The sequence below is a fragment of the Mesobacillus sp. genome (genome assembly GCF_047739415.1).
Lineage (GTDB): Bacteria > Bacillota > Bacilli > Bacillales > Cytobacillaceae > Mesobacillus.
Window position 1 is genome coordinate 1 of the sequence record NZ_JBIQOE010000242.1, and the last position, 25552, is coordinate 25552.

25 protein-coding genes and 1 other annotated feature (1 of these 26 cut by a window edge) are annotated in these 25552 nt (G+C 43.2%); of the genes, 5 read left to right on the forward strand and 20 right to left on the reverse strand.

Annotated features, from left to right (window positions below; all coding sequences use genetic code 11):
- Window positions 1–28: 28 nt before the first annotated feature.
- Together ACH0QE_RS18950 and ACH0QE_RS18955 are read right to left on the reverse strand one after the other, a co-directional pair.
- Complete coding sequence (locus ACH0QE_RS18950) at window positions 29–541, reverse strand: MogA/MoaB family molybdenum cofactor biosynthesis protein (RefSeq protein ID WP_415802042.1); 513 nt, start codon at window positions 539–541, stop codon at window positions 29–31.
- Between the two features lie 4 nt (window positions 542–545).
- Window positions 546–1382 carry an EcsC family protein gene (locus ACH0QE_RS18955; RefSeq protein ID WP_415802043.1) on the reverse strand — a complete coding sequence of 279 codons (837 nt, stop codon included), beginning with the start codon at window positions 1380–1382 and terminating at the stop codon, window positions 546–548.
- A 209-nt stretch (window positions 1383–1591) separates the two neighbouring features.
- Here ACH0QE_RS18955 and ACH0QE_RS18960 point away from each other — a divergent pair, with 209 nt between their 5' ends.
- Window positions 1592–1714 carry a hypothetical protein gene (locus ACH0QE_RS18960; protein ID WP_415802044.1) on the forward strand — a complete coding sequence of 41 codons (123 nt, stop codon included), beginning with the start codon at window positions 1592–1594 and terminating at the stop codon, window positions 1712–1714.
- A gap of 1 nt (window position 1715) precedes the next feature.
- Here the strand turns inward: ACH0QE_RS18960 and ACH0QE_RS18965 are convergent, their stop codons facing one another.
- The 7 genes from ACH0QE_RS18965 to sppA all read right to left on the reverse strand — a co-directional run bounded on the left by ACH0QE_RS18965 (window position 1716) and on the right by sppA (window position 8107).
- Window positions 1716–2903 carry an acetate kinase gene (locus tag ACH0QE_RS18965; RefSeq protein WP_415802045.1) on the reverse strand — a complete coding sequence of 396 codons (1188 nt, stop codon included), beginning with the start codon at window positions 2901–2903 and terminating at the stop codon, window positions 1716–1718.
- Window positions 2904–3201: 298 nt separating this feature from the next.
- Window positions 3202–4197, reverse strand: a complete 996-nt coding sequence (locus ACH0QE_RS18970) for a class I SAM-dependent methyltransferase (protein WP_415802046.1) — start codon at window positions 4195–4197, stop codon at window positions 3202–3204.
- Window positions 4198–4456: 259 nt separating this feature from the next.
- On the reverse strand, window positions 4457–4957 hold the full coding sequence (gene tpx, locus ACH0QE_RS18975; RefSeq protein ID WP_041965434.1) for a thiol peroxidase: 501 nt from the start codon (window positions 4955–4957) through the stop codon (window positions 4457–4459).
- A gap of 183 nt (window positions 4958–5140) precedes the next feature.
- Complete coding sequence (ytfJ, locus tag ACH0QE_RS18980) at window positions 5141–5659, reverse strand: GerW family sporulation protein (RefSeq protein WP_415802047.1); 519 nt, start codon at window positions 5657–5659, stop codon at window positions 5141–5143.
- A gap of 18 nt (window positions 5660–5677) precedes the next feature.
- The gene (locus ACH0QE_RS18985; protein ID WP_415802048.1) at window positions 5678–6376 is read right to left on the reverse strand and encodes a DUF2953 domain-containing protein; all 699 of its coding nucleotides are present in this window, start codon (window positions 6374–6376) and stop codon (window positions 5678–5680) included.
- A 71-nt stretch (window positions 6377–6447) separates the two neighbouring features.
- Window positions 6448–7020: an RDD family protein gene (locus ACH0QE_RS18990; RefSeq protein ID WP_415802071.1), complete on the reverse strand. Its 573-nt coding sequence runs from the start codon at window positions 7018–7020 to the stop codon at window positions 6448–6450.
- 76 nt (window positions 7021–7096) lie between these two features.
- Window positions 7097–8107: a signal peptide peptidase SppA gene (sppA, locus tag ACH0QE_RS18995; RefSeq protein WP_415802049.1), complete on the reverse strand. Its 1011-nt coding sequence runs from the start codon at window positions 8105–8107 to the stop codon at window positions 7097–7099.
- A 143-nt stretch (window positions 8108–8250) separates the two neighbouring features.
- On the opposite strand from sppA, the gene ACH0QE_RS19000 reads away from it, so the two are divergent.
- Window positions 8251–9051 carry an NAD kinase gene (locus ACH0QE_RS19000; protein WP_415802050.1) on the forward strand — a complete coding sequence of 267 codons (801 nt, stop codon included), beginning with the start codon at window positions 8251–8253 and terminating at the stop codon, window positions 9049–9051.
- 211 nt (window positions 9052–9262) lie between these two features.
- Here the strand turns inward: ACH0QE_RS19000 and rarD are convergent, their stop codons facing one another.
- The 7 genes from rarD to ezrA form a co-directional block, all read right to left on the reverse strand.
- A complete protein-coding gene (gene rarD, locus ACH0QE_RS19005; protein WP_415802051.1) occupies window positions 9263–10198 on the reverse strand; it encodes an EamA family transporter RarD in 936 nt (311 codons plus the stop codon).
- 129 nt (window positions 10199–10327) lie between these two features.
- Entirely contained in the window at window positions 10328–10648 is a 321-nt protein-coding gene (locus ACH0QE_RS19010) for an iron-sulfur cluster biosynthesis family protein (RefSeq protein ID WP_415802052.1), read from the reverse strand.
- Between the two features lie 119 nt (window positions 10649–10767).
- Window positions 10768–12348: an acyl-CoA synthetase MbcS gene (mbcS, locus tag ACH0QE_RS19015; RefSeq protein ID WP_415802053.1), complete on the reverse strand. Its 1581-nt coding sequence runs from the start codon at window positions 12346–12348 to the stop codon at window positions 10768–10770.
- A 200-nt stretch (window positions 12349–12548) separates the two neighbouring features.
- Window positions 12549–12755 (reverse strand): alpha/beta-type small acid-soluble spore protein, encoded by a 207-nt coding sequence (locus tag ACH0QE_RS19020; RefSeq protein WP_023626976.1) that lies wholly within the window; start codon window positions 12753–12755, stop codon window positions 12549–12551.
- Between the two features lie 91 nt (window positions 12756–12846).
- On the reverse strand, window positions 12847–14055 hold the full coding sequence (gene thiI, locus ACH0QE_RS19025) for a tRNA uracil 4-sulfurtransferase ThiI (protein WP_415802054.1): 1209 nt from the start codon (window positions 14053–14055) through the stop codon (window positions 12847–12849).
- Window positions 14052–15197 carry a cysteine desulfurase family protein gene (locus ACH0QE_RS19030; RefSeq protein WP_415802055.1) on the reverse strand — a complete coding sequence of 382 codons (1146 nt, stop codon included), beginning with the start codon at window positions 15195–15197 and terminating at the stop codon, window positions 14052–14054. Before ACH0QE_RS19030 ends, thiI begins: the two co-directional genes overlap by 4 nt.
- A 155-nt stretch (window positions 15198–15352) precedes the next feature.
- Window positions 15353–17044 carry a septation ring formation regulator EzrA gene (gene ezrA / locus ACH0QE_RS19035; protein WP_415802056.1) on the reverse strand — a complete coding sequence of 564 codons (1692 nt, stop codon included), beginning with the start codon at window positions 17042–17044 and terminating at the stop codon, window positions 15353–15355.
- Window positions 17045–17247: 203 nt separating this feature from the next.
- On the opposite strand from ezrA, the gene hisJ reads away from it, so the two are divergent.
- A complete protein-coding gene (gene hisJ / locus ACH0QE_RS19040; protein WP_415802057.1) occupies window positions 17248–18036 on the forward strand; it encodes a histidinol-phosphatase HisJ in 789 nt (262 codons plus the stop codon).
- 34 nt (window positions 18037–18070) lie between these two features.
- Here the strand turns inward: hisJ and refZ are convergent, their stop codons facing one another.
- Window positions 18071–18706 carry a forespore capture DNA-binding protein RefZ gene (gene refZ, locus ACH0QE_RS19045; protein ID WP_415802058.1) on the reverse strand — a complete coding sequence of 212 codons (636 nt, stop codon included), beginning with the start codon at window positions 18704–18706 and terminating at the stop codon, window positions 18071–18073.
- A 153-nt stretch (window positions 18707–18859) separates the two neighbouring features.
- On the opposite strand from refZ, the gene ACH0QE_RS19050 reads away from it, so the two are divergent.
- Complete coding sequence (locus ACH0QE_RS19050) at window positions 18860–19339, forward strand: GAF domain-containing protein (protein WP_415802059.1); 480 nt, start codon at window positions 18860–18862, stop codon at window positions 19337–19339.
- A gap of 60 nt (window positions 19340–19399) precedes the next feature.
- Here the strand turns inward: ACH0QE_RS19050 and megL are convergent, their stop codons facing one another.
- Window positions 19400–20611, reverse strand: a complete 1212-nt coding sequence (gene megL / locus ACH0QE_RS19055; protein WP_415802060.1) for a methionine gamma-lyase — start codon at window positions 20609–20611, stop codon at window positions 19400–19402.
- A 293-nt stretch (window positions 20612–20904) separates the two neighbouring features.
- Complete coding sequence (locus ACH0QE_RS19060) at window positions 20905–22797, reverse strand: sensor domain-containing diguanylate cyclase (RefSeq protein WP_415802061.1); 1893 nt, start codon at window positions 22795–22797, stop codon at window positions 20905–20907.
- A gap of 455 nt (window positions 22798–23252) precedes the next feature.
- Here ACH0QE_RS19060 and rpsD point away from each other — a divergent pair, with 455 nt between their 5' ends.
- Window positions 23253–23855 carry a 30S ribosomal protein S4 gene (rpsD, locus tag ACH0QE_RS19065; protein WP_079510073.1) on the forward strand — a complete coding sequence of 201 codons (603 nt, stop codon included), beginning with the start codon at window positions 23253–23255 and terminating at the stop codon, window positions 23853–23855.
- Between the two features lie 287 nt (window positions 23856–24142).
- On the opposite strand, the gene tyrS is transcribed toward rpsD, so the two are convergent.
- Entirely contained in the window at window positions 24143–25402 is a 1260-nt protein-coding gene (gene tyrS, locus ACH0QE_RS19070) for a tyrosine--tRNA ligase (RefSeq protein WP_415802062.1), read from the reverse strand.
- Window positions 25403–25474: 72 nt separating this feature from the next.
- Window positions 25475–25552 (reverse strand) — a binding site (T-box leader); it runs 143 nt beyond the window's last position.

The following is a 25552-nucleotide window of genomic DNA, read 5'->3' on the forward strand; positions in this document are numbered from 1 at the left end:
CCCTTAGAGGTTCCATCTCTGTCATGTATTATAAATCCTTCGTAAGCTCTCTTACAACATGTCCAATTTCGGGTATGATCAGCTTTTCCATTGCCAGGCGGACAGCACCTGTTGATCCTGGTGTCGAGAACACGGCCCGGTCATTGACGACTCCGGCTGCGGCACGCGATAGCAGGGCAGCCGAACCGATATCGTCGGTATAGCTGAGCATCCGGAAAATCTCACCGAACCCGGGAATTTCTTTTTCAAAGATGCTTTGGACTGTTTCGATTGTGACGTCTCGTTTGGCAATCCCTGTGCCGCCGTTCGTTAGGACCACATCAACATCGGAGTTGCTGCAGCCTTTTATCACTTCAGATTTAATCAGTTCCACTTCATCTTTTACAATCACGTAATCGACGATCTTATGTCCTGCAGCCTCGAGCATTTCCATCATCAGCTTGCCGCTTTTATCTGTATCTGGCGTTCTTGTATCGCTTACTGTTATGACTTTGCAGCGCACCTGGCTTGGTGCAGCTTGTTTATGTTCCTGTGTACTCATAACTCTAGAGTGCTCCTTTTTCTTTGAAATATCTCATCTGATAAAATTTATGGGCGAAGTCAGTGACCCTTCTCGTCAATTGATAGTTTGCCCCCGCACCAATCGCCATGCTGATCACCGGCATGCCCTGAACATGCTTTTTGCGGAACATCAGGATCGCCATACCTTTGAAAATCTGTTTGATTGGCTGTTCAAGCCATGTCACGTCTGTCAGGTCATCATTGCCTTCATAAAAATAATAGTCTTCTGCCTGTTCGAGGTCATTTTTCAACTCTTCCCAGCCAGCACTCTGCATCCTAGAAGGCATTGTCGCAGTATGGAAAACTTTCAAAGCGACCATCATTTCAAATGGTGTATTCACTTCGAATCCATAGGTCATCGCAACCAGTTGCACAATCCGCAAATTAATGACTGCCATCGCTGGCATATCTGCTCCTAGCACAAGATTTCCACCGCTGCCTGACATACCGCCCTGGACGAAGGAATAGAGTCTGTGGCGGGCAATTTGCTGCCTAGCAATGAATTCAAGCTGTTCAATCGGCAGCTCTCTTAAATCCTGAATAGTTTCAAGGTCAGGCTGGAAAACCCGCCCCGCTGAAAGAATCCTTTCCTTGGCATCCATCTGCAGCTGTGAACCCTGAATTAAGGAGTGAAGATGGAAAAGCCAGCCGTCGAATAAAGTGAAAAAGCGTTCCTGCACCTCTTCTGGCAAAAGCGAAAAAGATCGTTCAAGATATCGATCATACGCTAATTCAAAATCATTCGGTTCATAATCGTAGAGATTGTTTTCCCAAGCACTTAATTCATCCAGTACCTTTTGTTCCCGTTGAGTCAAAGGCATTGAAAAACCTCCAGCTTATCTGAATTTTCTTCCAGTATAGCACAAGAAAAGCGGAAGCGCCTCGGTCAGCCCCGACAAGCGCTGCCCGCTTAAATCACCACGTCCTGTAAAAAAAGCTAACGCTTTCGGTCGTGCGATGAATCGCTTCGAAGCTTTCCTTGTCCTGTGGCATGCGGGTCTGCACGTCCTGTGCCTCAGAGGGCCTGACAGTGAAGTCGCTCTTTGACTTCATTGGCAGGACTGAGCGACTCGAGGGGCTTGGCGCTAAAGCTAGACAAATTCCCCCACTATATAAAAAGGCAGAAGCATCTGCGCTTCTGCCTTTTAATTGAATTATTTCGCCAAACGCACGACATCACGAGCAATCATGACTTCCTCGTCTGTCGGGATGACCATTACTTTTACTGGAGAGTGCGGGTAGCTGATGAATGCTTCTTCACCGCGCACTTTGTTCAAAGCTGGATCCCAGTAGATGCCCATGAACTCAAGGCCCTGTAGGACACGGGCACGGATTGCCGAACTGTTTTCACCAATACCAGCAGTAAAGATGATTGCGTCGACACCGCACATGCGTGCTGCATATGAACCAATGTATTTATGGATTCTGTCCGCAAAAACTTTCAGTGCAAGTTCTGCACGTTCATTTCCTTTTTCTGCTTCATCTTCGATGTCACGAAGGTCGCTTGAGAATCCGGATACACCAAGCATACCGCTTTCTTTATTCAGGACGTCCAATACTTCATCTGCAGATTTATCTGTTTTTTCCATGATATATGGGATCAAGGCCGGGTCGATATTACCGGAACGAGTCCCCATCGTCACGCCTGCAAGCGGTGTGAAGCCCATGGATGTATCGATTGACTTACCGCCTTCGATTGCCGCGATACTTGCACCGTTTCCAAGGTGACAAGAAATCAGGCGCAGGTGCTCGACAGGACGGCCAAGCATCTCTGCTGCACGCTGGGAAACATACTTGTGTGAAGTACCATGGAAACCGTATTTACGGATTCCGTACTTTTTATAATAGTCGTATGGAAGGCTGTAAAGGAATGAGTTTTCAGGCATTGTCTGGTGGAATGCTGTATCAAACACAGCAATCGCCGGAACATTCGGCAATACCTGCTGGAATGCGCGGATACCAGTCAAGTTAGCTGGATTGTGCAGTGGCGCAAGCTCTGAAAGCTCCTCAATTTTTTGTAAAACTTCTTCGGTGATCAATACAGAATCGCTAAACTCTTCGCCTCCGTGAACAACACGGTGACCGATTCCTTCGATTTCATCTAGTGACTGGATGATTCCCAAAGACGTTAGTTTATCAAGAAGGATTTTTACCGCAACCTCATGATTCGGGATATCAGTAACTTCCTTATTCTTTTCTCCATTTACCGAGATCGTGAAGATTGAATCTTTAAGACCGATTCTTTCTACGATACCTTTAGTGATGACTTCTTCACTTGGCATTTCAAACAATTGAAACTTAAGTGAAGAACTGCCGGCATTGATTGCAATTATTTTAGACATTTTGTACCGCTCCTTTTATATAACAACCTGATTAAAAATCCAGTGAATAGTACACATTTATTGTGTGCCACAGGCCGGAATTATATCTCTCATTTTCTCATTTAAACACTGTCTTTTTCACATTTCAAGCAAAGCTTTTCCAAACGGTAAATGAGTTTTTATTCAGATACTTCTAATGATTTAAAAAAATATTGCTATGTTTTATATAGCCGTAATATTAAGGGAAAAGCACAAACTTGAAGTGACTCGAGGTTCGCTTGAGCTATTAAATGAAAAAAGAACCGGTATTAACCCGGTTCTATAGTTGTGCATTTTTATTTTCGTTAAACCATTGATCGATTTTATTCAGCATCCTGTTCACGGCTGGGCCGTCTGATAGCTTTGGCAGCTCGGCAAGGAGTGCCTGTTTTGGTGCTTTCACTTCTTCGCCGTTTTTTTGCAGCATAAGGATACTTTTAGCTGCCTGCTTGTTTTTAAACAATGAAGCTGGAAGCTGTAAAACACCCTGAACAATCAGATGGTTTTTAATGAACTCATGAATCATTGGGGCCTGTTCACTTTCAAACAGACCATTAGGGATCATGAAGAACAAATATCCGCCTTCTTTTACATGCTTCGTACTTTGCTCTATGAACATGTGATGAGAGTACGTATGGCCTTCTTTTGCTTTTACCTCATATTGCTCTGCTCGAAGGTCATTTGGATAGTAGCCCACTGGAAGGTCACAAACCACTGCATCCGCCGGATCAACAAACAATGGTTCAAGACTGTCCTGATTGAAAAATTCAACCGGATGCTTTTGAAGATTGGCATTGACGAAAGCAAGGCGTATCAGCAGGTCATCAATTTCAACACCGACTGACTCGATTTCCTTGTCTGTCTGCTGGTTCAATACCGTAGCCAGCAGGTTGCCAGTCCCGACCGCAGGATCAAGCAGCCTGAATGACTTCTTGTCGACAAACTTATTGACTAGGTAGCCAATGAACATGCCGACAGAATCTGGCGTCATTTGATGGTTCGGCTGGGTATGCTCCTTCATTCCCTTCAAAATCGCAAGCTGGAAGCCTTTGCGGATATCTTCTTTGCTAAAAGAATCAAGGTTGATCTCCTTATATACTTTTTCAAGCCTTTTCTTTGTTACTTCATTTAGTTCGTCTTGAAGCACCGTGCCCTGGAACATGTTCTCCCCGCTTTCAGCCAGCGCTTCCAAATATGTACATGATAACTCTTCTTTTAAAATATCTGCAGTTGTATTAAATGCAGTAAATAATTGTTCGACCGGAGACATACTCACTTTTCTTCCTCCTGATTTGGATAGATATTTATATATTTTAGCCCTGTTCTGCTCTGTGTACAAGGTATATGGCTCTTAATAGAAATGCGCAAGTACTGGAGCCAGCTTATTTGGCACAGAGATTCTATCGGACACATTACTCTTCCTCCGCCTTCTGTTTGTCCGATAGGGAACTATTAAATGATAGAAATCCACAAATCCCCATATTCAAAGCAAAACAAGCCGCAGTTTTTTCTGCGGCTTGTTCCCTGGTTGTATATTAGTTTGCTTGCTTTGCAGCTTCTACTGCTGCTTCGTAGTTAGGGTGGTCTGTTGCTTCGCTTACATACTCAACATATGTTACTTTGTCGTTTGAATCAACAACAAATACAGCGCGAGCGAGCAGGCGAAGCTCCTTGATTGCTACTCCGTAAGCTTCTCCGAATGAAAGCCCGCGGTGGTCAGATAGTGTCTGGACATTATCGATTCCAGCAGCTCCACACCAGCGCTTTTGTGCGAAAGGAAGGTCCACGCTGACTGTCAAAATCTTAACGTTGTCAAGGTTTGCAGCTTCTTCATTGAAACGGCGAGTCTGTGCATCACAAACTCCTGTGTCTAGTGAAGGAACAACGCTGATCAAACGTACTTGTCCTTTTGAATCCTGAAGTGTCACTTCAGATAGATCGTTTGCAAGCACTTTGAAATCTGGTGCCTGGTCTCCAACCTTTACTTCATTTCCTAGTAATGTAACTGGGTTCCCCTTAAATGTAACAGATGCCATACCTGCTCATCCTCCTTGTCCATTATATGTACAGTGTTAATATATCTTTTAAAGAATTTTTTTGCAATTATTTTACTAAAAGGAGACCAAAACTCAATATACATAGCTAAGCTGCCTTTCCGCTTGAAAAGGCAGCTTCCTGCTAAATAGTTGGTTTTCCCATTACTCCGTGAATTCACCTGCTTAAAAATCCAGGTCTGTTTTCGGACCGTTGTAATCAGATTGAGATTGAGATTGGCCTTGGTTTTTGTTCTGGCTGCTATCCTGGCTATTCTGGTCTTTTTTTGACATCATTTGCTGGATTTTTTCAACAGCCTGTGGAGCCAGATCAAGTATTTTCTCGTATAAATGTGTATTTTCATCAAGGTGAAGCATTTTTACACCCTTTGAGTTGACTATTAAGAAAGCAATTGGCGTGATTGACACACCGCCTCCGCTACCTCCTCCGAATGGGTGCTGGGAACCTCCAGACTGTCCTCCTGAGCCACCTGAGCCACCAGAGCCACCGGATCCTCCTTTAGAGCTTTCCAAAACAAATTCGCTTCCACCAGCGGCAAAACCGAAACCTACCTTTGAAACTGTCAGGATCACACTTCCATCCGGTGTTTCTACGGGGTCTCCAATGATTGTGTTAACATCAATCATTTCTTTCAAGCTTTCCATAGCAGTTGTCATTAATCCTTGAATTGGATGGTCGGACATTCCTGTTTCCTCCTTATTTTAGACAGAATTAGTATTATCACCAGAAAGAGCTGACAATGGTTTAGATTTAAATTCAGGCCAGCCGCCTTTCCAATATTTAACCAGCTTTATTCCTGCTAAAATAGCATGCCCGACTCTGACTTGAATCATACATTTAAAACTAGTAATTGAAACAGTGTGCTGGAAGCTTGGTGTAATCGACATGACAGGCATTTCTTTCATTTTCATATAGTTGCTTAGGAGCCCGATCACTCCGCCTTTGACTGCCCAAAAGGCACCCGTGATCACTCCTGTGGCTGCCGCATCGGATACGCCAACCATAGTGTGCCATTCAATATTTCGAATCGTAACCTTCTTTAAAAAATTCCGGACAATTTTATGGAGACCGGCAACGTGGTTGATCAGCTGCTTGAAATCATGAAGACTGCTAAGTAAATCATTTTTATCAACCTGAGTTGTTTTTTGTTGTTTCATATTTTCATCGGGCCCTGTTTTGACTTTTTGCTCTGCGACGATTGTAGGAGAATTATCATCGATTTTTATAACTGGAACTTCTATCTTAAACTTGAGTAACCCGCCCCAAGCTTTGATCGTTACCTTAAAATGATCATTATCATTGCCGTGGAAATAATCTAAATGAATCTTAACTTTAGTAAAAAGGATTATAATCGCCAGCAGCGTGAGAAGCAGTATGGCAAGCAGCACCCATTTCATCATCCTCCACAACCTTTCAGCTTATTATTATCAACAAAAAGGCAAAAAAATAAACCTGCCGCAGCAGGTTCATTTCATCGTGGTTCATATATGACGGTTGTATCGGCAAACAGGTCATGCAGCCCCTGTTTCTTTTTTGTAAACGCAACGACCACATACAAAACCATGATGGTCGCTGAAATGAAACGGCCGATCCACTCGCGGAAAATAACGGTTCCCCAGGTAAGCCCCTTCCCGTCCAGCTCTACCACTTTCAAGCCAAAGACCATTTTTCCCAGGGTCTGGCCGAAGTATTTTGTCATTAACACAAAATATAAATAGAAGACGACAGCTGTCGCGATGGCCATCGGTGAAAGGACCCCATCCTCAATCAACGGTACATCCAGTGCCCGAAACACAGGATTGATGATCATTCTGTTGATGCTGCCAATTACAATCAAGTCAAGCAAATACGCCCAAAAACGTGTCCAGAAGCCGGCATAGAGACCAGCGTATATATGATTCTCGGGTTCAGCCTTGTCATGTTCATGAATCTCAGGCTGCGGGTTTCCTTGTACTTGTATATTGCTAGATTCAGACTGAGTTACTGGATGTTCCGTTTCAGCCTGAAAATGCGACTTGTCATCAGAGATGCCTGATCCATCCATGACTTCTTTTGGTTCAGCTTGAGAGGGTACATTGTCCCGGTCTTTAAAATAATCCGAATTCATATTTTATCCCTCCTTATTCCGCATATAAATACATCAGGCGTGGAGAATTAGGCTGGGATAATATCTTCATTAAGCCAGCCATTTCTGCGTCTTTCCCCATGATTTTTTGTGCTCCCATGCTGAAAAACGAACCAAATCCCATGCTTTCTGTATATTTTACGACAGTAGCATCGCCGAGCTTTTCGTCCTTCCTGACATTCTCGATGACATCCTCAAGATAACCGAATCCGTCGATCAACTTCAGCTGCTTTGCCTGACGTCCATCGTAAATCCGGCCATCGGCAATTTCCTTGACCCGTTCAACAGACATATCGCGTCCTTCTGAAATGACTTTTACGAATCCTTCATATGAGTTGTCGATCATCGATTGAAGGATTTCGCGCTCATCCTCTGTCATCGGTCTTGACGGGCTCATGATATCCTTGTATGGCCCACTTTTAATTGTCGTGAATTCAACCCCATATTTTTCGGCAAGGCCGGCATAATTAACTCCCTGCATGATGACACCAAGCGACCCTGTAAGCGTTTCAGGGCTGGCAAAAATTTTATCAGCAGGCGCAGACACATAATAACCCCCTGAAGCGGCCATCGACCCCATCGAAACATAAATAGGCTTTTTCGTTTCCTTCTGGATTTCCTTGATCTTGTCATGAATTTGCGCACTTTCCACGACGCCGCCACCAGGTGAGTTCACTTGCAGGATAATCGCCTTAACATCCTTTGCCTCTTTAACATAATCAAGCTGTTCCATGAATGCTCTATGATTATAGAGCGGACTTTCAAAGAATGATTCAGCATCCCCAGTATCCTGGATTACCCCATTGATGGACAATACCGCTATTTTGCTCAGCATGTCACCTTCTTCTATAATTTCTTCCGCAAACATTTCTTCCGATACTGCAAACATATCCGTAAAAGCATTTTCCGCGTCACTGAATGCCACTGTAGACAGAAGATTAATAACTGTTGACGCAATAAACAATCCGACGGCTATCCCTAATGCCGCCCATCTTTTACCATTCATCTTGAAGCCCCCTTGTAAGTTTCTCGTACTTTCAAAACCTTATGAAAAAATGATAAACTGATGTCAATAACATTTATTTTAGCAAAAGATTTCAAAAGTGGGTAAAATTATGGAAGAAATACATAATGTTTGGAGGAATTTATATGCCAGATCGCCGCAATATTTATTTTCACCATAAACCTGACACAACCATGTTGGAAAAAGTTGAGCCTCTTTATGAACTGGCTCGCCGCTATGATTTCAACATCGTGACCGACCATCGCACCGCGAATATCATTGTAAGCATTGGTGATGATGGTACCTTCCTGCAGGCTGTCAGAAAGACCGGATTCCGTGATGATTGCCTGTATGCCGGCATTTCAGTTACTGGCTCCCTGAATATGTATTGCGATTTCCATATCGAGGATACGGATAAAATGATTGAAGCAATCACTAATGCACAAATCGAAGTCAGACGCTATCCGACGATCGAGGTAACAATCGATGGTGATACAACATTCGGCTGTTTGAATGAATTCAGTGTCCGTTCAGCAATCATCAAAGCGTTTGTGATGGATGTATTCATCGACGACAAGCATTTCGAAACCTTCCGTGGAGATGGTATGATCGTCGCTACTCCTACGGGAAGCACGGCGTATAATAAGTCTGTAAATGGAGCAGTTGTCGACCCACTGCTGCCGTGCATGCAGGTGAGCGAGCTCGCTTCAGTAAACAACAACCATTACCGTACCCTCGGCTCGTCTTTCATCCTCAGCGGTGATCGAAAGCTTACCTTCAAGGTTGCCCAGGACGGAAATGATTATCCAATTATGGGAATGGATAACGAAGCACTGAGCATCCAACATGTCGAAAAATTCGATGTGAAACTAAGCAACAAAATCATTAAGACTGTCAAACTTAAGGACAACTCCTTCTGGGAAAAAGTTAAGAGAACATTCTTATAAAAAAAGCGCAAGCGCCTTGGTCAGCCCCGACAAGCGCTGGAGGGCCGACCGGTGAAGTCGATCTTTGACTTCATTGGGCGGACCGAAGCGACTCGAGGGGCTAGGCGCTGAAGCTGGACAATTCTCGAAGTAGAATTTATACTTACTAACTTCTTAAGAAAAGAGCTGCGGATTTTTCCGCAGCTCTTTTTTGGAATCTTTGTTGCAGCCCTTACATAGGCAATCCTTTTTCTTTTTTCCACTTAACTGTCAATGCTGCTGCCAGCTTTGTCTTTGATAAAGAGTAGAGGATCAATGCAGACCAGATAAAGGTAAAGGCGAGCAGGTGGATTGTCGAGAATGTTTCGTGATAGACGAAAACTCCCAGGATCAGCGTCAATGTCGGTGCAATATATTGCAGGATACCAAGTGTTGCTAGTGGTATTCTTTGGGCTCCTTTAGCGAAAAAGAGCAGTGGTACTGCCGTAGCCGCCCCTGCACCTACCAGCAGCAGCGTAGTCGACAATGAACCAGCAAACAGTGAGTTCGTTTCTTGGTTTAGAAGGTAGCCAATGTAGATGGCTGCGAGCGGCATAACGACCAGTGTTTCGAGCGCAAGCCCGACAGCAGAGTCTACCTTGATCAATTTCTTCGCCAATCCGTACAGGCCAAAGGAAATTGCAAGTGATAAAGCAATCCACGGAAATTGTCCATAGGAAATCGTCATGATCAACACACCGATTGCTGCAAGCAAAAACGATATATATTGCAGCAAGGATAGCCGCTCCTTCAGGAATATCATACCAAGAAGAACACTTACGAGCGGATTGATATAATAGCCAAGGCTTGCTTCAATCATCTGATCTGTATTTACAGCCCAAATATACATGAACCAGTTAATACTGATAAGTAATGATGCTATAGCCAAGGCGGCTAATTGCTTTTTATTTTGGGCCAGGCCGCGCAATGTTCCTGTGAAAAGTCCCCATTTCCTATTTAGTATCAGAATAACGGCGATAAAGAAAAATGACCAGAATACACGATTAGCCAGGATTTCATCGGCATTTACATGATCTAAAAGCTTCCAATAAACGGGCAGGAATCCCCATAATATATAAGAAAAAGCTGCGTATAGGACACCAGCTTGATGTTCGGTTCTCTTTTCCATCCGAACAGCCCCCTAATCTTTCTAGACTCGAAATAATATCATTATAAATGGGAAGCTGCGGACTGACAATGATTTTTTTGAACCAATAACAGACAAATTATGCGGCCACGAAAAATAACCTGAACCGGGTTATTTTTCTTCTCGCGGTTTAAGCTTGAAGTTATAGCCAAATGTCTCTTCAGCAGAGGATATTTTATAGCCAAACCCTGGCTTGAAATCCAGGAAGATTTTATCTGGGAGTGATTCCACCGACTTTTTTGGCACGAAAAAGTTAATGCCGCTTTCTGTGATCACTTCATCATCATCCTGCTTTTCCTCTATTTGCAGTTGGATGTCCGTCGCGATCGAACATGTTCCAACAAACTCTGCAAGAATTCTAATTCCTTCGTTTTCGCTGAATTGGACCTTGTTTAACTCTTCCAATGCAGCTTTCCTGATTTCGATTTCCATAGATGATCACCCTTTCTATTTTAAATATACCCAAGTTTTCATCCTCAACGCATCCGATGCCTTTCCCTATGTGTAAAATACAAAAAGCAGACACTTGGCCTGCTTTTTGTTATTACTATTTATTTTGCGCCTTCCAATTCCTTTTTCCGTAATTCGATGCGGCGGATTTTACCGGAAGTTGTTTTTGGCAGTTCTTCAAGGAACTCAATCTTTCTTGGATACTTATATGGTGCCGTCAATTCCTTCACATGCTGCTGCAGCTCAGTTATAAGGTTTTCCTGTTCAGGGCTTACACCGTCACGCAGGACAACAAAGGCTTTGACGATATGTCCGCGGATTTCGTCCGGTGATGCGACTACAGCACATTCTTTTACATAAGGATGTTTTACTAGTGCATCCTCAACTTCAAAAGGCCCGATCGTATAACCGGAGCTGATGATGATGTCATCGCCGCGCCCCTCAAACCAGAAGTAGCCTTCTTCATCTTTGCTCGCTTTGTCCCCTGTTACGTAGTAATCCCCGCGGAACTGCATCGCTGTCCGCTCTGGATCCTTATAATAGTTTTTGAACAACGCAGGTGTTTCAACATGGACAGCAATATCCCCGACTTCCCCTGGAGCACAAGGCTCACCGTTTTCATTGATAATTTCGACCCGGTTTCCAGGCGTTGGCTTGCCCATCGATCCAGGTCTCAATTCCATGCCTTTTGTCACACCGACAAGCAATGTATTTTCTGTCTGTCCATAACCGTCGCGCACCTCGACATTGAAATGCTTTTTAAATGTATCAATTACTTCCCGATTAAGCGGTTCTCCAGCTGAAACCGCACTATGAAGTCCTGGAAGGTTAAAATCACTTAAGTTTTCTACCTTCGCCATCAGACGGTATTCGGTCGGTGTGCAGCAAAGGACATTCACATTGTATTTTTGTAAAAGTGATAAATACTTTTGCGGCTCGAATTTCCCCTGGTAAACCAGGCCGGTTGCCCCGGTTCCCATAACGGATAAAAATGGACTCCAGATCCACTTTTGCCAGCCAGGACCTGCTGTCGCCCAGACAGTGTCACCATCCTCAATTCCAAGCCAGTTTGTTGCTGCCGTGCGAAGATGCGCATATGCCCATCCATGTGTATGGACGACCCCTTTTGGATTGCCAGTCGTTCCCGAGGTGTAGCTAAGGAATGCCATGTCATCGCGTTCAGTTGCTGCCAGCGGAAAGTCAGCCGAAGCATTTTGTATTTCTGCATCCAGATGGATCCAGCCTTCTTTTTCGTCTCCAATAACGAACTTAGGCAAGTTAATCGCTTCTTCGATCCCAGCGAATTCATTAGTAAAAGGAGCATAGCTGACAATCGCTTTTACGTCACCATGGTTGATTCGGTATTGAAAATCCTTAGTTCTTAGCATTTCCGAACTAGGAATGACAACTAACCCCATTTTCAAGGATGCAATATAAACCTGATATGCCTCAATCAATCTCGGTACGACGACCAAAACGACATCACCCTGCTGCAAACCATGTTTCGAGAAAACGTTTCCAATCTTATTCGCATTATTTAGAAGTTCACGGTATGTAATCTCTTTTGTGCTGCCTGCTTCATTTTCCCAAATAATCGCTTTTCTTTCCTGATCCTGAGCGAAACGCTCCATTTCAGATACAAGATTATACTTTTGTGGTGCAATCAATTGTTCCCTGTTCATACTCTTCCCCCTCATAGTGTTTTGTAAGGCTGGTGTCGCTTATGAGACTACTCGCCTTTCCTTATCCCCAATTCCTATTATACAAAATTATTTAAAAATTTAAAATTATATGATAACACTTTTTCAATATAATAATTTTTCCTGCAAAAAAAGAGCGGGGCATCTGCCCCGCTCCTTGTAGCCATATTATTAATTTTTAATTAGCGAGAGAATCCGCCACCAAGTTGTTGTTCAGCCATTTGAACCAAACGCTTAGTGATCTCTCCACCTACAGAACCGTTAGCGCGAGAAGTAGTTTCTCCGCCTAGCTGTACACCAAATTCAGAAGCGATTTCGTACTTCATTTGGTCAAGAGCTTGTGATACTCCAGGTACTAGAAGTTGATTTGAGCTGTTGTTGTTTGCCATGTGTTTCACCTCCTTGTGAGTATAGAGTGTGTAAAAACACATGGCTTAATTCAAATCTTTAATTGGTAATTGTTCACAAATTCATCATAAATTAAAATAGGTCATCCATTGAATCATCTTTTCGTTCTGAAGCCGGTTTGAGAACCATACGCTCCGTTCCTTCAACTGCTTTTTGAATTAATTCCTCGAAGTCGAAAAAGCTTTCAAAGTTTTGAACCTTATCGAGCTTTGGCTTTGTTTTCGGTGATGAAGGAACAAAGACTGTGCAGCAATCCTCATATGGACGGATCGATATGTCATGGGTATCGATATCATGAGCAATATCCATGATTTGAAGTTTATCCATTGTAATCAAAGGTCTGATGATTGGTGTAGTAGTAACTTCATTGATCGCATACATGCTTTCAAGCGTCTGGCTTGCTACCTGCCCAAGACTTTCACCAGTGATGATTGCAAGGCCGCCCTGTTTTTCCCTGATGGCGTCCGTTATGCGGAGCATAATTCTCCTTGTCGTTGTCATCGTATAGTTTTCCGGTATTTGCTTGTGGATGGCCTGCTGGATTTCAGTAAACGGCACAATATGAAGTGCGAAATGCCCGTTTACCTCAGCAAGTTTTTCCGAAAGATCGATAACCTTTTGTTTTGCTCGCTCACTTGTAAATGGTGGACTGAAGAAATGGACGCCTTCAACCTCTAGGCCTCTCTTCATTGAAAGGTATCCTGCTACAGGACTGTCAATTCCCCCGGAAAGCATCAGCATCCCTTTGCCCGCAGAGGCAGCAGGAAGTCCGCCAGCACCTTTTATCGTTTCTGCCGAAATATAGGCAGCTTCTTTTCTGATTTCAATCTGAAGATTTATATCGGGGTTGCGGACGTCCACTTTCAAGTCATCAATATTTCTTAAGATATGGCCGCCGAATTCCGAATTGATCCCGTTTGTATCCAATTCAAATGTCTTATCCGAACGTTTAGCAGTGATTTTAAAAGTCTGGCCCGGCTTATGAATCTTCCTGAAAAGTTCGAGTGCAGCATCTTTCATTTTATCGAGATCTTTTTCTACTTTTACAGCCGGGCTGAAGGATTGAATCCCGAATATTTCTTTCAGCTTCTCTCCAATTCCGTCGCTATCCTCACCATTAAGAAGGATGAACATGCGGTCGCGTTCTGCCTTGATGGCTATATTCGGATAGTTGCTTAAAGCTCTTTTGATATTCTTTCTAAGTCGATCAATGAATTTGTTCCTGTTTCTTCCTTTAGTCGATATTTCTCCATACCGAACCAAAATACGGTCATACATCATTTCTTTACTACCTCGCTTAAATGTTTTACTGTCTCAGCAATTGCCTCTGCAGTTAGTTCAGCTTCTTCTATTGTATTGCTGTATGTCAGGCTGACCCTGATCGCGCTTTCCGCTTCATCTCGTGGCACTCCCATGGCCAGCAAAGTCTTGCTTGCAGCTTTCTTTTTGGAAGAGCAGGCGCTTGTTGTTGATACATATATTTTTTTTTCTTCTAGCGCATGCACAAATGTTTCTGCCTTCAACCCCTTGATTGAAAAGTTCAAGATGTGGGGGGCACAATTCTCCATTGGGGTGTGAATGGTGATTTCCTTGATTTGGCTTATACCACTTCTTAATCTTTCCATCGCAGCTTCCATTTGATTCAGTTTTTCTTTTCTCTGTTCGAATGTCATCCTTAGTGCCTTTGCCATTGCAACCATGCCTGCTACATTTTCTGTTCCGCTTCGCTGCTTCCATTCCTGATTCCCGCCGGAGAATAGTGGAGACAAGGTAACTCCTTCTTTGATAAATAAAGCTCCTGTTCCTTTCAGGCCATGGAATTTATGCCCCGAGATGGTGGACAAATGGATTCCGGCTTCGTAAAAGTCCAATGGCACCTTCCCGACTCCCTGAACAAAATCAACATGAAAAAACGCTTTTGGATACTTTTTAAGCAAGTTTCCAATTTCCTTTATAGGCTGAATGGTGCCGACTTCATTATTAACATGGATCACAGACACCAGGATGGTATCATCACGCATTTCTTTCTGAATTGACGCGGCGCTGATAAAGCCGTTGCCATCTGGCTTTACATATGTTATTTCATAGCCGAGCGATTCAAGCTGCACCATAGTACTGTGGATGGAAGCATGTTCAATGCCGCTGGTGATGATATGCCTGCCTCTTCCCCTGTGGGCCAACGCGATTCCTTTTATAGCAAGATTATTGCTTTCCGTTCCTCCGGATGTGAACAGGATTTCAGTTTCTTTTACATTCAGCAGCTTGCCGACCTGGGAACGCGCCTGCTGAAGCAGCTTCTCTGCCTGCCCACCGATTTTATGAAGTGATGAAGGATTTCCGAAAAAATCCTCAGAGACCTTTAAGAATGAATCCAATACTTCCTTATAGGGTTTAGTTGTTGCGCTGTTGTCTAAGTAAATCATCTTATCCCCCCTTGTCCAATACGTTTATGTTAACTAAAAATCTTATCATACGAAGTAATCAATGAAAAATAATCGCAATTGACAATATGTAGTATGCCCGAAAGGCAGCATCTCCCAAAAAAACAGGTCTCCATGCCGGAGACCCACGTTTTTGACTACTCTTTTTCAGCTAACATTTGCTCGATTCTCTTCAGTGCACCAGGTTCTACTTCCTCAATCGAAGTAGCTGCCTGTTCAAGAGCATCGCGATAATCATAATTTCGGAAATACTCTTCTGCTTCGCGAAGTCCCCGATCAACCGAAGGATATCGGCTGCGGTACCTGTTGCCATATTGAATGACTCGCTCAGCCAGCATGACTGTCTCGACGATTTCTTCAGTCGATGCTTCAAGCTTTTCAACTGTCAGTACAGCGATTTCCAAATACTGTTGGACAACAGGAATATCAAGTGGCTTTTCCTCAAGCTTTTCATTGACTTGTTTGATACTCTCATTTGCATCTTCAAGAAGGTATTTGTATTCCTGTGACAAACCAGGCATATTGCTTTTGGAGACGATACGGATCAGTTCGGAAATCTTTTTCGACAGATCCCATACTTTATCCCTAGCCGCCATTTCATCCTTCCTTAGAGCACTCAACTTTTCCATCAATCCCTTTTGATCTTCAACAAGTGCATCAAGCTGCTGCTTCGCTTCTTCAAGCTCCAACTTTATCAGGCTCTGCGCTGTGTCGTTTTCAGTAATCCGGTGATCGATTAACTCAAAGCGCTTAAGCAGGCCTTTGAGCTGTTGTTCTACATTCGTTTGCGCTGACAGCTCTTTATCATTCAGGTGATAGCTCTCCTGGATATGCTTTGTTTCTTCTTTCAGCGTCTTGCTTTCTGTTATTGCTTTTACAAGGGTTTCTTTTGCTTCGTGTTCTGTCTTTGTAATGTATTGTTTAGCAAGGACCTCAGCTTCAAGAAGATCGAATAACTTCTCAACACGTTCCTTTAACCCCTGAATACCCTGTTCGGCGATTTCAACATCGCCCTTTTCCAGGGAAGCCCGATATTCAGTCAATTGCTTTCCGATTTCCTCAACCTCTTTTTCTGCGTTCAAATGGTCAAGTACATATCCCTGTGCAGCCATCTCCCTGACTCCATCCTTCAGGTCGCTGACTTGGGCAGGAATAACCGACTGGCAATCATGCAGCAGCGCTGGAATGGATTCCATTTTGCTGGATACCTGTTCAAGCATTGCCTGGATGGACAACACAATTTCCCTTGCTTCAAGGTAATTGCCATTATCTGTTTTCTCATCAAACTCGATAAACTTTGCCTGGATGTTTTCAAGCATAGCTTCGAGACTGGCCTCCGCGCTTCCAAAGCTGTGGCGGTGTGAAAGAAGATTCTTCTTATTATCTCTGTATTGCTCTTTCAGCCCATCGATTTCTTCACGGTTTTTTTCTTCGCTTCCGACAAGTTCATTCAACTCACCGAGGATCTTTTTAATCTTATCCTCTGTTTCCGTAAGCTTGCGATCAATGACGGAAAGAGACTCCTTCGCCTTTTTGAACCTGTATTTGTCAATGTACTCTTCCGCATCGAACAAATAATCTTCGATGCCCGGGAGCTTGGACGTAACAAGTTCATCCCATTCCTGGCGCCATCGCTCGAAAAGCTCCTCCGTCTGGCCTGTCATGTTCAACTGTTTTACCTTTGACATTTCATCCAGCACTGGCCGGTTCATGATATCGATCTTCCATGATTCGTACCGGTCGACTTCACTGTAATACTTACGTTTCATAAAATATCCGATTAAAAAAAGAATTATTAATAAAGCAATTCCGCCAATTATGTACTCCATTGTTATCCCCCTGGCCTCACAAATTCCAAGTTCTGAATTCTTCTATATAAAATGAATTTATAAATGCGTGTATAATGTATTTATATTACCATGTAAACGACAATTTTTGACTATTAAATTCATATTTTTTGTTGAAATTATCCGAATTAAGCCGATTTAACTTGAAATCTTGCATAATATATTACTTTAGGAGGCCTGAAATCATGAAAGATGGGCACGTACACACATCTTTTTGCCCGCATGGCACTAAAGATTCGATTGAAGATTACGTCGAGAGAGCCCTGGAGCTTGGCTATACAGAAATCACGTTCGCTGAGCACGCCCCTTTACCGGAAGGATTCATAGATCCTACACCAATGAAGGATAGCGCAATGCGTTATGAGGATTTGGAGCCATATTTTCAAGCTATCGAAGATGCGAAGGGAAAATACTACGGAAAAATTAAAATCAATACTGGTTTTGAGATTGATTTTATCGAAGGATACGAACTTCAGACTGCCAATTTCCTCAACGAGTTCGGTCCTCGTCTCGATGACGCCGTTCTATCAGTTCATTTTTTGAAAAATTCCTCTGGAAAATATGATTGTCTTGATTATAGTCCGGACAACTTTGGGGAGATGGTGAAAGAATATGGGTCTGTGGACACTATCCATCGATTCTACTATCAAACTGTATTGAAATCCATTCTTGCTGACCTGGGTCCATATAAGCCCAAAAGAATCGGGCATATTACCCTGGCGAATAAATTCCGCTTAAAATACCCTGTCGCGCTGGAATGCAATGCTGAGATCATTGAAATACTGGAGATCGTTGCGAAGCAGGGCTATGAGTTAGATTATAACGGGGCGGGAACAGCAAAACCTTTATGCCGAGAGCCATATCCTCCAGATTGGGTAATAAGCGAAGCCAAAAAGCGTGGAATCGGACTCGTTTACGGATCAGATGCGCACCAGGCGAAGGAGCTGGGACAAGGGCTGGATAGAATGCTATAAAAAAAATAAGGAAACCGGCAGCTTTAACGGTTTCCTATATATTGATCAACATTTTCTCCTGCACTTGATGATCGGTACAAAGCGTTCCTTTGATCCATTGTGAAATCTCATAGCTGAGCATATCCGCAAAGTATTTTTCATGAGGCTGCACATGCAGAACCTCCGTCACATAATGGGTATTCAAAAACGGCATCGATAGCAGCCCTTTTAACTGTAAAATGCTGAACTGGATGGAATGCTTTTTAAATTCCCCATTCCCCATGCCAGCTTCAAGCACCTTTTTAAACATATAGCGTTCTTTTACATGGTAGGTCGACATAATTTCCCTGACAACCTGCGAGTCTATTGTCATTTCTCTTAAAATAAACCTTGTCAATTGACTGTTTTGGCACTGGTACCTCAATACATTGTCCACCATCGCATTCAGGCATAGCTCCGCACCGCACTCCAATAAGGAAAAGCCCTTTTCCAATTCTTCAAGATAGCTTTCAAAAAAAACGGTAAAACAATTTTCGAGGAGTCCATTCTTATTCCGGAAGTAGTATGAGATATTCGCTGCATTTACGTCTGCCTTTGCCGCAATATCCCTTACTGATGTCCCATTGAACCCCTTCGTATTGAATAAGTAGATGGCCGCATCAATAATCGCAGCTTTTGAATTTTTTCTCATTGCTCCACCCCTCACTTTCCGCAATTAACCTTACTGTTTACCTTTCTGGAAATCATTTAAATTTCCTTTACAAAAAGCTCGACAAAGTCTCCATTGTTTCGCCGATTTTTGATACAATGTAGATTAAAACTCCAAGAATGAGGGGGAAAAACTGTGTTTAAAGTCGAAACATACAGCGACAGCCGTGAAAAAAATTACGATTTATTGATAAAGCAACTCAAAGCATTGGTGGAAGATGAAAAGAATGCGATTGCGAATTTCAGCAACGCTTCTGCTTTATTGAACCAATTTCTCGATCGCGTCAACTGGGTAGGCTTTTACCTGATGGAAGATGGCGAGCTTGTCCTCGGACCATTCCAGGGCCTTCCAGCATGTGTAAGGATCCCGCTCGGTAAAGGAGTTTGCGGAACTGCCGCATCCAAGCAGGAAACATTAAGAGTTGAAGATGTCCATGCATTCCCTGGCCACATCGCATGTGATGCCGCGTCTCAATCAGAAATCGTCGTTCCAATCGTTAAAGACGGGAACGTAATTGGTGTCCTTGATATCGACTCACCAGAAAAAAATCGTTTTGACGAATTAGACCAGCAAAAGCTCGAGGAATTCGTTGAAATGCTGGTGCAGTTTATATAAGAAAAGCTTAAGAAACCCTCCCTTATTTTAGGGAGGGTTTTGGCTTCATTTGGTTGCTGTTTAAATTGATCCCGTCTCCATGGTACTTTCTTTCCTTACAGCCTCGAATGCTGCTTCAAGGTCATCCCTGATATCTTCCCATGCTTCCAGTCCAACTGACAACCTGAGCATATTGTCTTTGATACCCATTTTTTCTCTTGCTTCTTTTGGTACTACTGCATGTGTCATCGTCGCAGGATGCTGGATCAGAGTTTCTGCATCACCTAGGCTTACTGCTATTTTAATAAGCTTTAACTTATTGATGAATGCCTGCGCTTCTTTTTGGCCTCCTTTGATGTTGAAGGAAATAAGGCCGCCCGGCTTGCGCATTTGTTTTTTCGCAATTGCATAATCGGGATGCTTAGGGTCTCCAGGGAAAATGACCTCTTCCACTGCATGATGATCAGAAAGATAGGCTGCTAATTTTTCAGCATTGTCACAATGACGATCCATCCTTACTGGCAATGTCTTTAAACCACGAAGCAATAACCATGCATCAAATGGAGAAATCACGCCGCCAATGTCCTTTTGCGTTGTCATCGATATTTTAGTCATGATCTCCTTCGGCCCCACTGCTACACCGGCAATCACATCACCATGTCCGCAAATATACTTCGTTGCGCTGTGGATGACGAAATCACAGCCAAGTTCGAGCGGATTCTGGAGATATGGCGAACTGAATGTATTATCAACAACTACCGGAATCCCTTTTTCCTTCGCAACATCCGCGACCATTTCCAGGTCAACCAGTCTCATTGTTGGGTTGATCGGCGTTTCGATATAGATGACTCTTGTCTCTGGGGTAATGGCAGCCAATACTTCTTCTCTAGTCGACATCATCGAAAAATCATGGTTGATCTCATATTTTTCCTTCATGAGCTGCAGAAGTCCGAACGTACAGCCATACACGCCCTGTGAGCAAAGAATATGGTCGCCTGTACGTGTCAGCGCTACTAATATAGCAGAGACAGCAGCCATCCCTGATCCAAACGCAAGGGCTTTTTCCCCTTTTTCGATCGTTGCCATCCGCTCCTCAAGCATTGCAACTGTAGGGTTTCCAAGACGTGAATATATGAACCCTTCTTCTTCTCCGGCAAAGCGCCTTTCCCCCTGTTCAGCAGAATCGAAAGTGAACGTACTAGTTTGAAATAACGGAGGCGCAAGGCTTCCCCTGAATTCGTCCGACTTATATCCAGAATGGATAACTTTTGTTTCGAATCTTTTCTCTCCCATTACGATTCCTCCTATATGTTCTGTAAACGCTTACAATTTACCCCCATAATCAGGATATGACATTTACCCCTTGATTGAAAGTAATTTCTCTCACACTAATATAAAAAGTCCTGTTGTCCATTAAACGAAAAAAGCACTCATTCCTGAGTGCTAATTAGAAAAGCGAAAGCGCCTTGGTCAGCCCCGACAAGCGCTGGAGGGCCTGACAGTGAAGTCGTTCTTTGACTTCATTGGCAGGACCGAAGCGTCTCGAGGGGCTAGGCGCTGGAGCTGGACAATTCTCAAAGTGAAATTTATAACTTACCACGAAAGCAAGATTGATTTTCATTCTGGACAACTACTTTATTTTTCCCTGAGCCCTTTGCTATATAAAGAGCCTGGTCTGCCCTTTTGAACACGGTTTTGGTCGTGTCTTCCTGTCCCCTGATCCAAGTGGATACCCCGCATGAAACCGTGACCTTAGGGTTCGTATGTTTCTCAACTTTGTCTACTAGCCTATTTGCAATCATGACACCAGTCTCGAGAGGTGCTCCTGGAAGATAAATCGCCAGTTCCTCCCCGCCCCATCTGGCACCGATGTCAGTTCCCCGAATATTCTTCGAAATCTGGCGGGCCAGCTGAATGAGTACCTCGTCTCCCACCTGATGGCCATACTGATCATTAACACTTTTAAAATTATCAATATCAATCAAAATAAAGGTTCCCTGCTGATCTTCAAGCATGGAAAGATTCATTTTGTCATCTAAATACCCACGAGAATACAGTTTCGTCAAGTGATCCGTCACAACCATTTTTTCCAACTCTTCACGCAGCATCGAATTGGTAAATGCCAAAGTTGAATGGTGGATAAGAGACTGGAGCAGCTTGAACGTATCAAATGCAAAGTGATACGGCGCCTCATGCATGACAAGTGCAAATCCCTTTAATTCCCCACTCTGGATCATTGGGACACCCATAATCGAGTGGAAGTGTAAAGATGAGTCTTCGCTATCAGAGGAGATATCTCCGATGAATAGTGGTTCCATTTCCTGCTTGATTCGTTTGGCAATCCTCAATATATAGCTTGAAGCATCCTTTGAAAAGAAAAAGCTTGTGCTGCCTTGCAGAACTGAGTAATCATCATGGTCTTCATCAAGCATGATGAAACCGACTTCCTGAGCATTAAAGGATTTGATAATTTGTCCGCAGATAAACTTCATCGTATCTGTCAGCCGTAAACTAGTATTCAACTGATGCGAGGTTTCATTGATTAACTGCAAATCGGCAATCAATTTCCTGGATTGCTCATATAGCTTGGCGTTTTCGAGCGCACTGCCTGCGGTGTTGGCGAGCAGCTTGATGAACTCAACTTCATTTTGCGGGAAAACAAGTGAATTAGGGGCATTCACCTGCAAAACTCCGTAAACACCCTGTTTGCCTTTCAGAGGAGCGTACATGATTGAATTTTTTTCAGTGACTGAGTCCTCGAACTGGATCTGCCCGCTTACATATGATTGCATCGCAGTCAGGTTGTCACTATCGTATTCAAGGTCTTTAACCGGCAATCCTTCATACCCCTTATGGTCATGGGATAATAGCAGGTAATAGTTGAAAGTAGGATATACTTCTCTTAGTGTGGAAATGATTTCACCGAGCACGGCATCCATATCCATCGTCGAATGGAATTTCTTCGTCACCCTGAATAATTGCTTATATCTTTTTTCTTCTTCCATTGTATCCGCAAGGCTACGCGCCTTATCAATAAATACATTGCACTCAAAAGAAAGGTTATTAAAGAACCGGTCTGATAACCGGGATAGTGAACCACCGGTGAATTGAAAGCCAAACAGACCCTTAGGTTTTTCATTAGCGGCCAAGACAAGCAACAGTTCGTACTGAGGCATAGATTTTGGATATTTAATGAAAGAATAGGGTTTCTCAGCCAATTCACTTAACAGACAATCTGGAAAAGTGCCGATCACTTCGTCATTTGTCGATAAACGTGTTGTAGCCTCCAGATGCATTCCCTGTTTCCATTCCTGGCAGCCGTAGAAATCAATCTCATCAACTTTCAGGAGTTCTTTTAAAATAGCCATCATTTGAGTGAGAACTTCTGAGAAAGAAAAAGATAATCCGCCAGTGCTGATCAAATCAAAAAATCGGCTTTTCAGTTCTAATATAATCTCGCGTTCCAATAATTCTTCCATATATATCACCTGTTTTAAAATCACTTAACAGCGATTTGTAAGTAGCTGTTTGGACAGGCAGCAGCCTGAAAAAACTAAAATGATTCATCACGCGGCAAGGTAATATCCAAATATTTGAAAAATATAACAATTACTATTCATTATACCATAGACCTAGTAAAATAGTATGATATAAAAAGACAAACTTTTTATGGTTAGCTGACATATTAAAATTACTTTAATGAAATTATGACCTTGACTTTATAGCACCATAAATTATATAATACTCTTTGTGTAAAATATCGCAGCCTATGTGGTCTACATTATGTATGTATTTTGTTCCTCAAACACTGTTTGATGGTGTATCTCGTAACCCGCTGCTGCTAGGGCGAAGGTACATGAAAACAAAATACCCATAAATGTTTAATCACAATCTGTTTTTATTTTACAAAATAAAAACTAAGGAGGAGTCATTCATGGCTCGTTATACCGGCCCAAGCTGGAAACTATCCCGCCGTCTTGGAATTTCACTAAGCGGTACAGGTAAAGAATTAGAAAAACGCCCTTACGCACCAGGTCCTCATGGTCCTAACCAGCGTAAAAAATTATCCGAATACGGATTGCAACTTCAAGAGAAGCAAAAGCTTCGCCACATGTACGGAGTTACTGAGCGCCAGTTCCGTAACTTGTTCGACAAAGCAGGCAAAATGCCTGGTAAGCACGGCGAAAACTTCATGATTCTTCTTGAAGCTCGTCTTGACAACGTTGTTTACCGTCTTGGTCTTGCTCGCACTCGTCGTGCAGCTCGCCAGTTAGTAAACCACGGCCACATCATGGTTGATGGCGCTCGCGTAGATATCCCATCTTACCGCGTAGCTCCAGGACAAACAATCACACTTCGTGAAAAGTCACGCAACCTTGATGTTGTTAAAGAAGCAATCGAAGTAAACAACTTCGTACCTGACTTCTTGACTTTCGATGCAGACAAGCTAGAAGGAACTTTCACTCGTATGCCTGAGCGTTCTGAACTTCCAGCTGAAATCAACGAAGCTCTTATCGTTGAATTCTACTCTCGTTAATAGAGTGCTTAATAAACCCCCGGCCGTTTTGGCTGGGGTTTTTGTTTTGGTGCGGAAAGAGTGTAAAAATTCACCATTTGCGAATAAACTATTGATTTTTGCGAATAAGTTTCTTTTTTTGCGAATAAAAGTATAAATTTCGCGAATAAACCTTCCATTTTTGCGAATAAAAGAATTATAAAAACCAAACTAACTTAAAAACAGCCTCCTGATATCCAGGATGGCTGTTTTTCTTCATTAATCTTTACTGCTTTCCGCATGAAGCAACAAGGTTTGCGATAAGAGCTCTAGTATTTAATCATAAAGTACTTCTTTTTGCCGCGGCGAACGATCGTGAACTGTCCTTCGATCTTGTCTGCATCGCTAAGGACGTATGCAATGTCAGTGACGCGTTCTCCATTCAGGGACACTGCTCCGTTTGATACATCTTCACGTGCCTGGCGCTTGGAAGGCGAAATTTCCGCGGCAACCAGCAGGTCGACTAATCCTTGCTCTTCTTCCCCTTCTACTGTAAAAGAAGGTACATCTTTGAAGCCTTGCTTGATTTCATCAGCGCTCAGGTTCTTGATGTCGCCACTGAAAAGTGCTGCTGAAATCCTGATTGCCTGCTGAAGTGATTCTTCGCCATGAATCATACGTGTCATTTCTTCTGCAAGAGCCTTTTGAGCCTTGCGAAGATGTGGTTCTTCCAAAACAGCTTTTTCCAGCGCTTCGATTTCTTCTTTTTCTAAGAAAGTGAAGAATTTCAAGTATTTCACAACATCAGCATCAGCTGTATTGATCCAGAACTGGTAGAACTCGTACGGTGACGTTTTTTCCGGGTCAAGCCATACAGCACCACTTTCTGATTTTCCGAATTTTGTTCCGTCTGCTTTCGTAACAAGTGGGATTGTCAGACCAAAGGCTTTGGAACCTTCTGCAGACATTTTACGGATCAGTTCAAGGCCTGTCGTAATATTGCCCCACTGGTCGCTTCCGCCAATCTGTAATTTGCAGTTATGCTTTTCGTATAAATGGTAGAAATCCATCGCCTGCAGGATTGTGTATGTGAATTCTGTAAATGAGATACCTGTTTCAAGTCTTGAAGCGATTGTATCCTTTGCCAGCATGTAATTCACGCCAACATGCTTTCCGAAGTCACGCAGGAATGTAACGACATCCATGGAACCTGCCCAATCGTAGTTGTTGACCATCAGTGCGCCGTTTTCACCTTCCACGCTGAAAATTTGCTCCAGCTGCTTTCTGATGCCATCTACATTTAGCTGTACTTGCTCAAGTGTCTGCAGTTTACGCTCCTCACTCTTGCCGCTTGGGTCGCCAATCAAGCCAGTCGCTCCTCCGACAAGAACTATCGGACGATGCCCTGCATTTTGGAAACGGCGCAGAGTCAGGAACGGAAGAAGGTGGCCAATGTGCATGCTGTCCGCTGTTGGATCGACACCGCAGTAAAGAGAGATTTTCTCCTTTGAAAGCAGATCCTTCATTCCCTCTTCATCTGTTTGCTGGTAAATTATCCCGCGCCATTCGAGATCTTTTAGTAATTCCATCTTTTCTTCCTCCATTCGAATATATATTTCGCAACCGGGTTTTAGCCAAATAAAAAACGCCCCTGCAATAAATGCAGGGGCGCTATATGCGCGGTACCACCCGGCTTGAAAACAAAATAAAACATGTCTTCCACTCAATAAAATAACGGT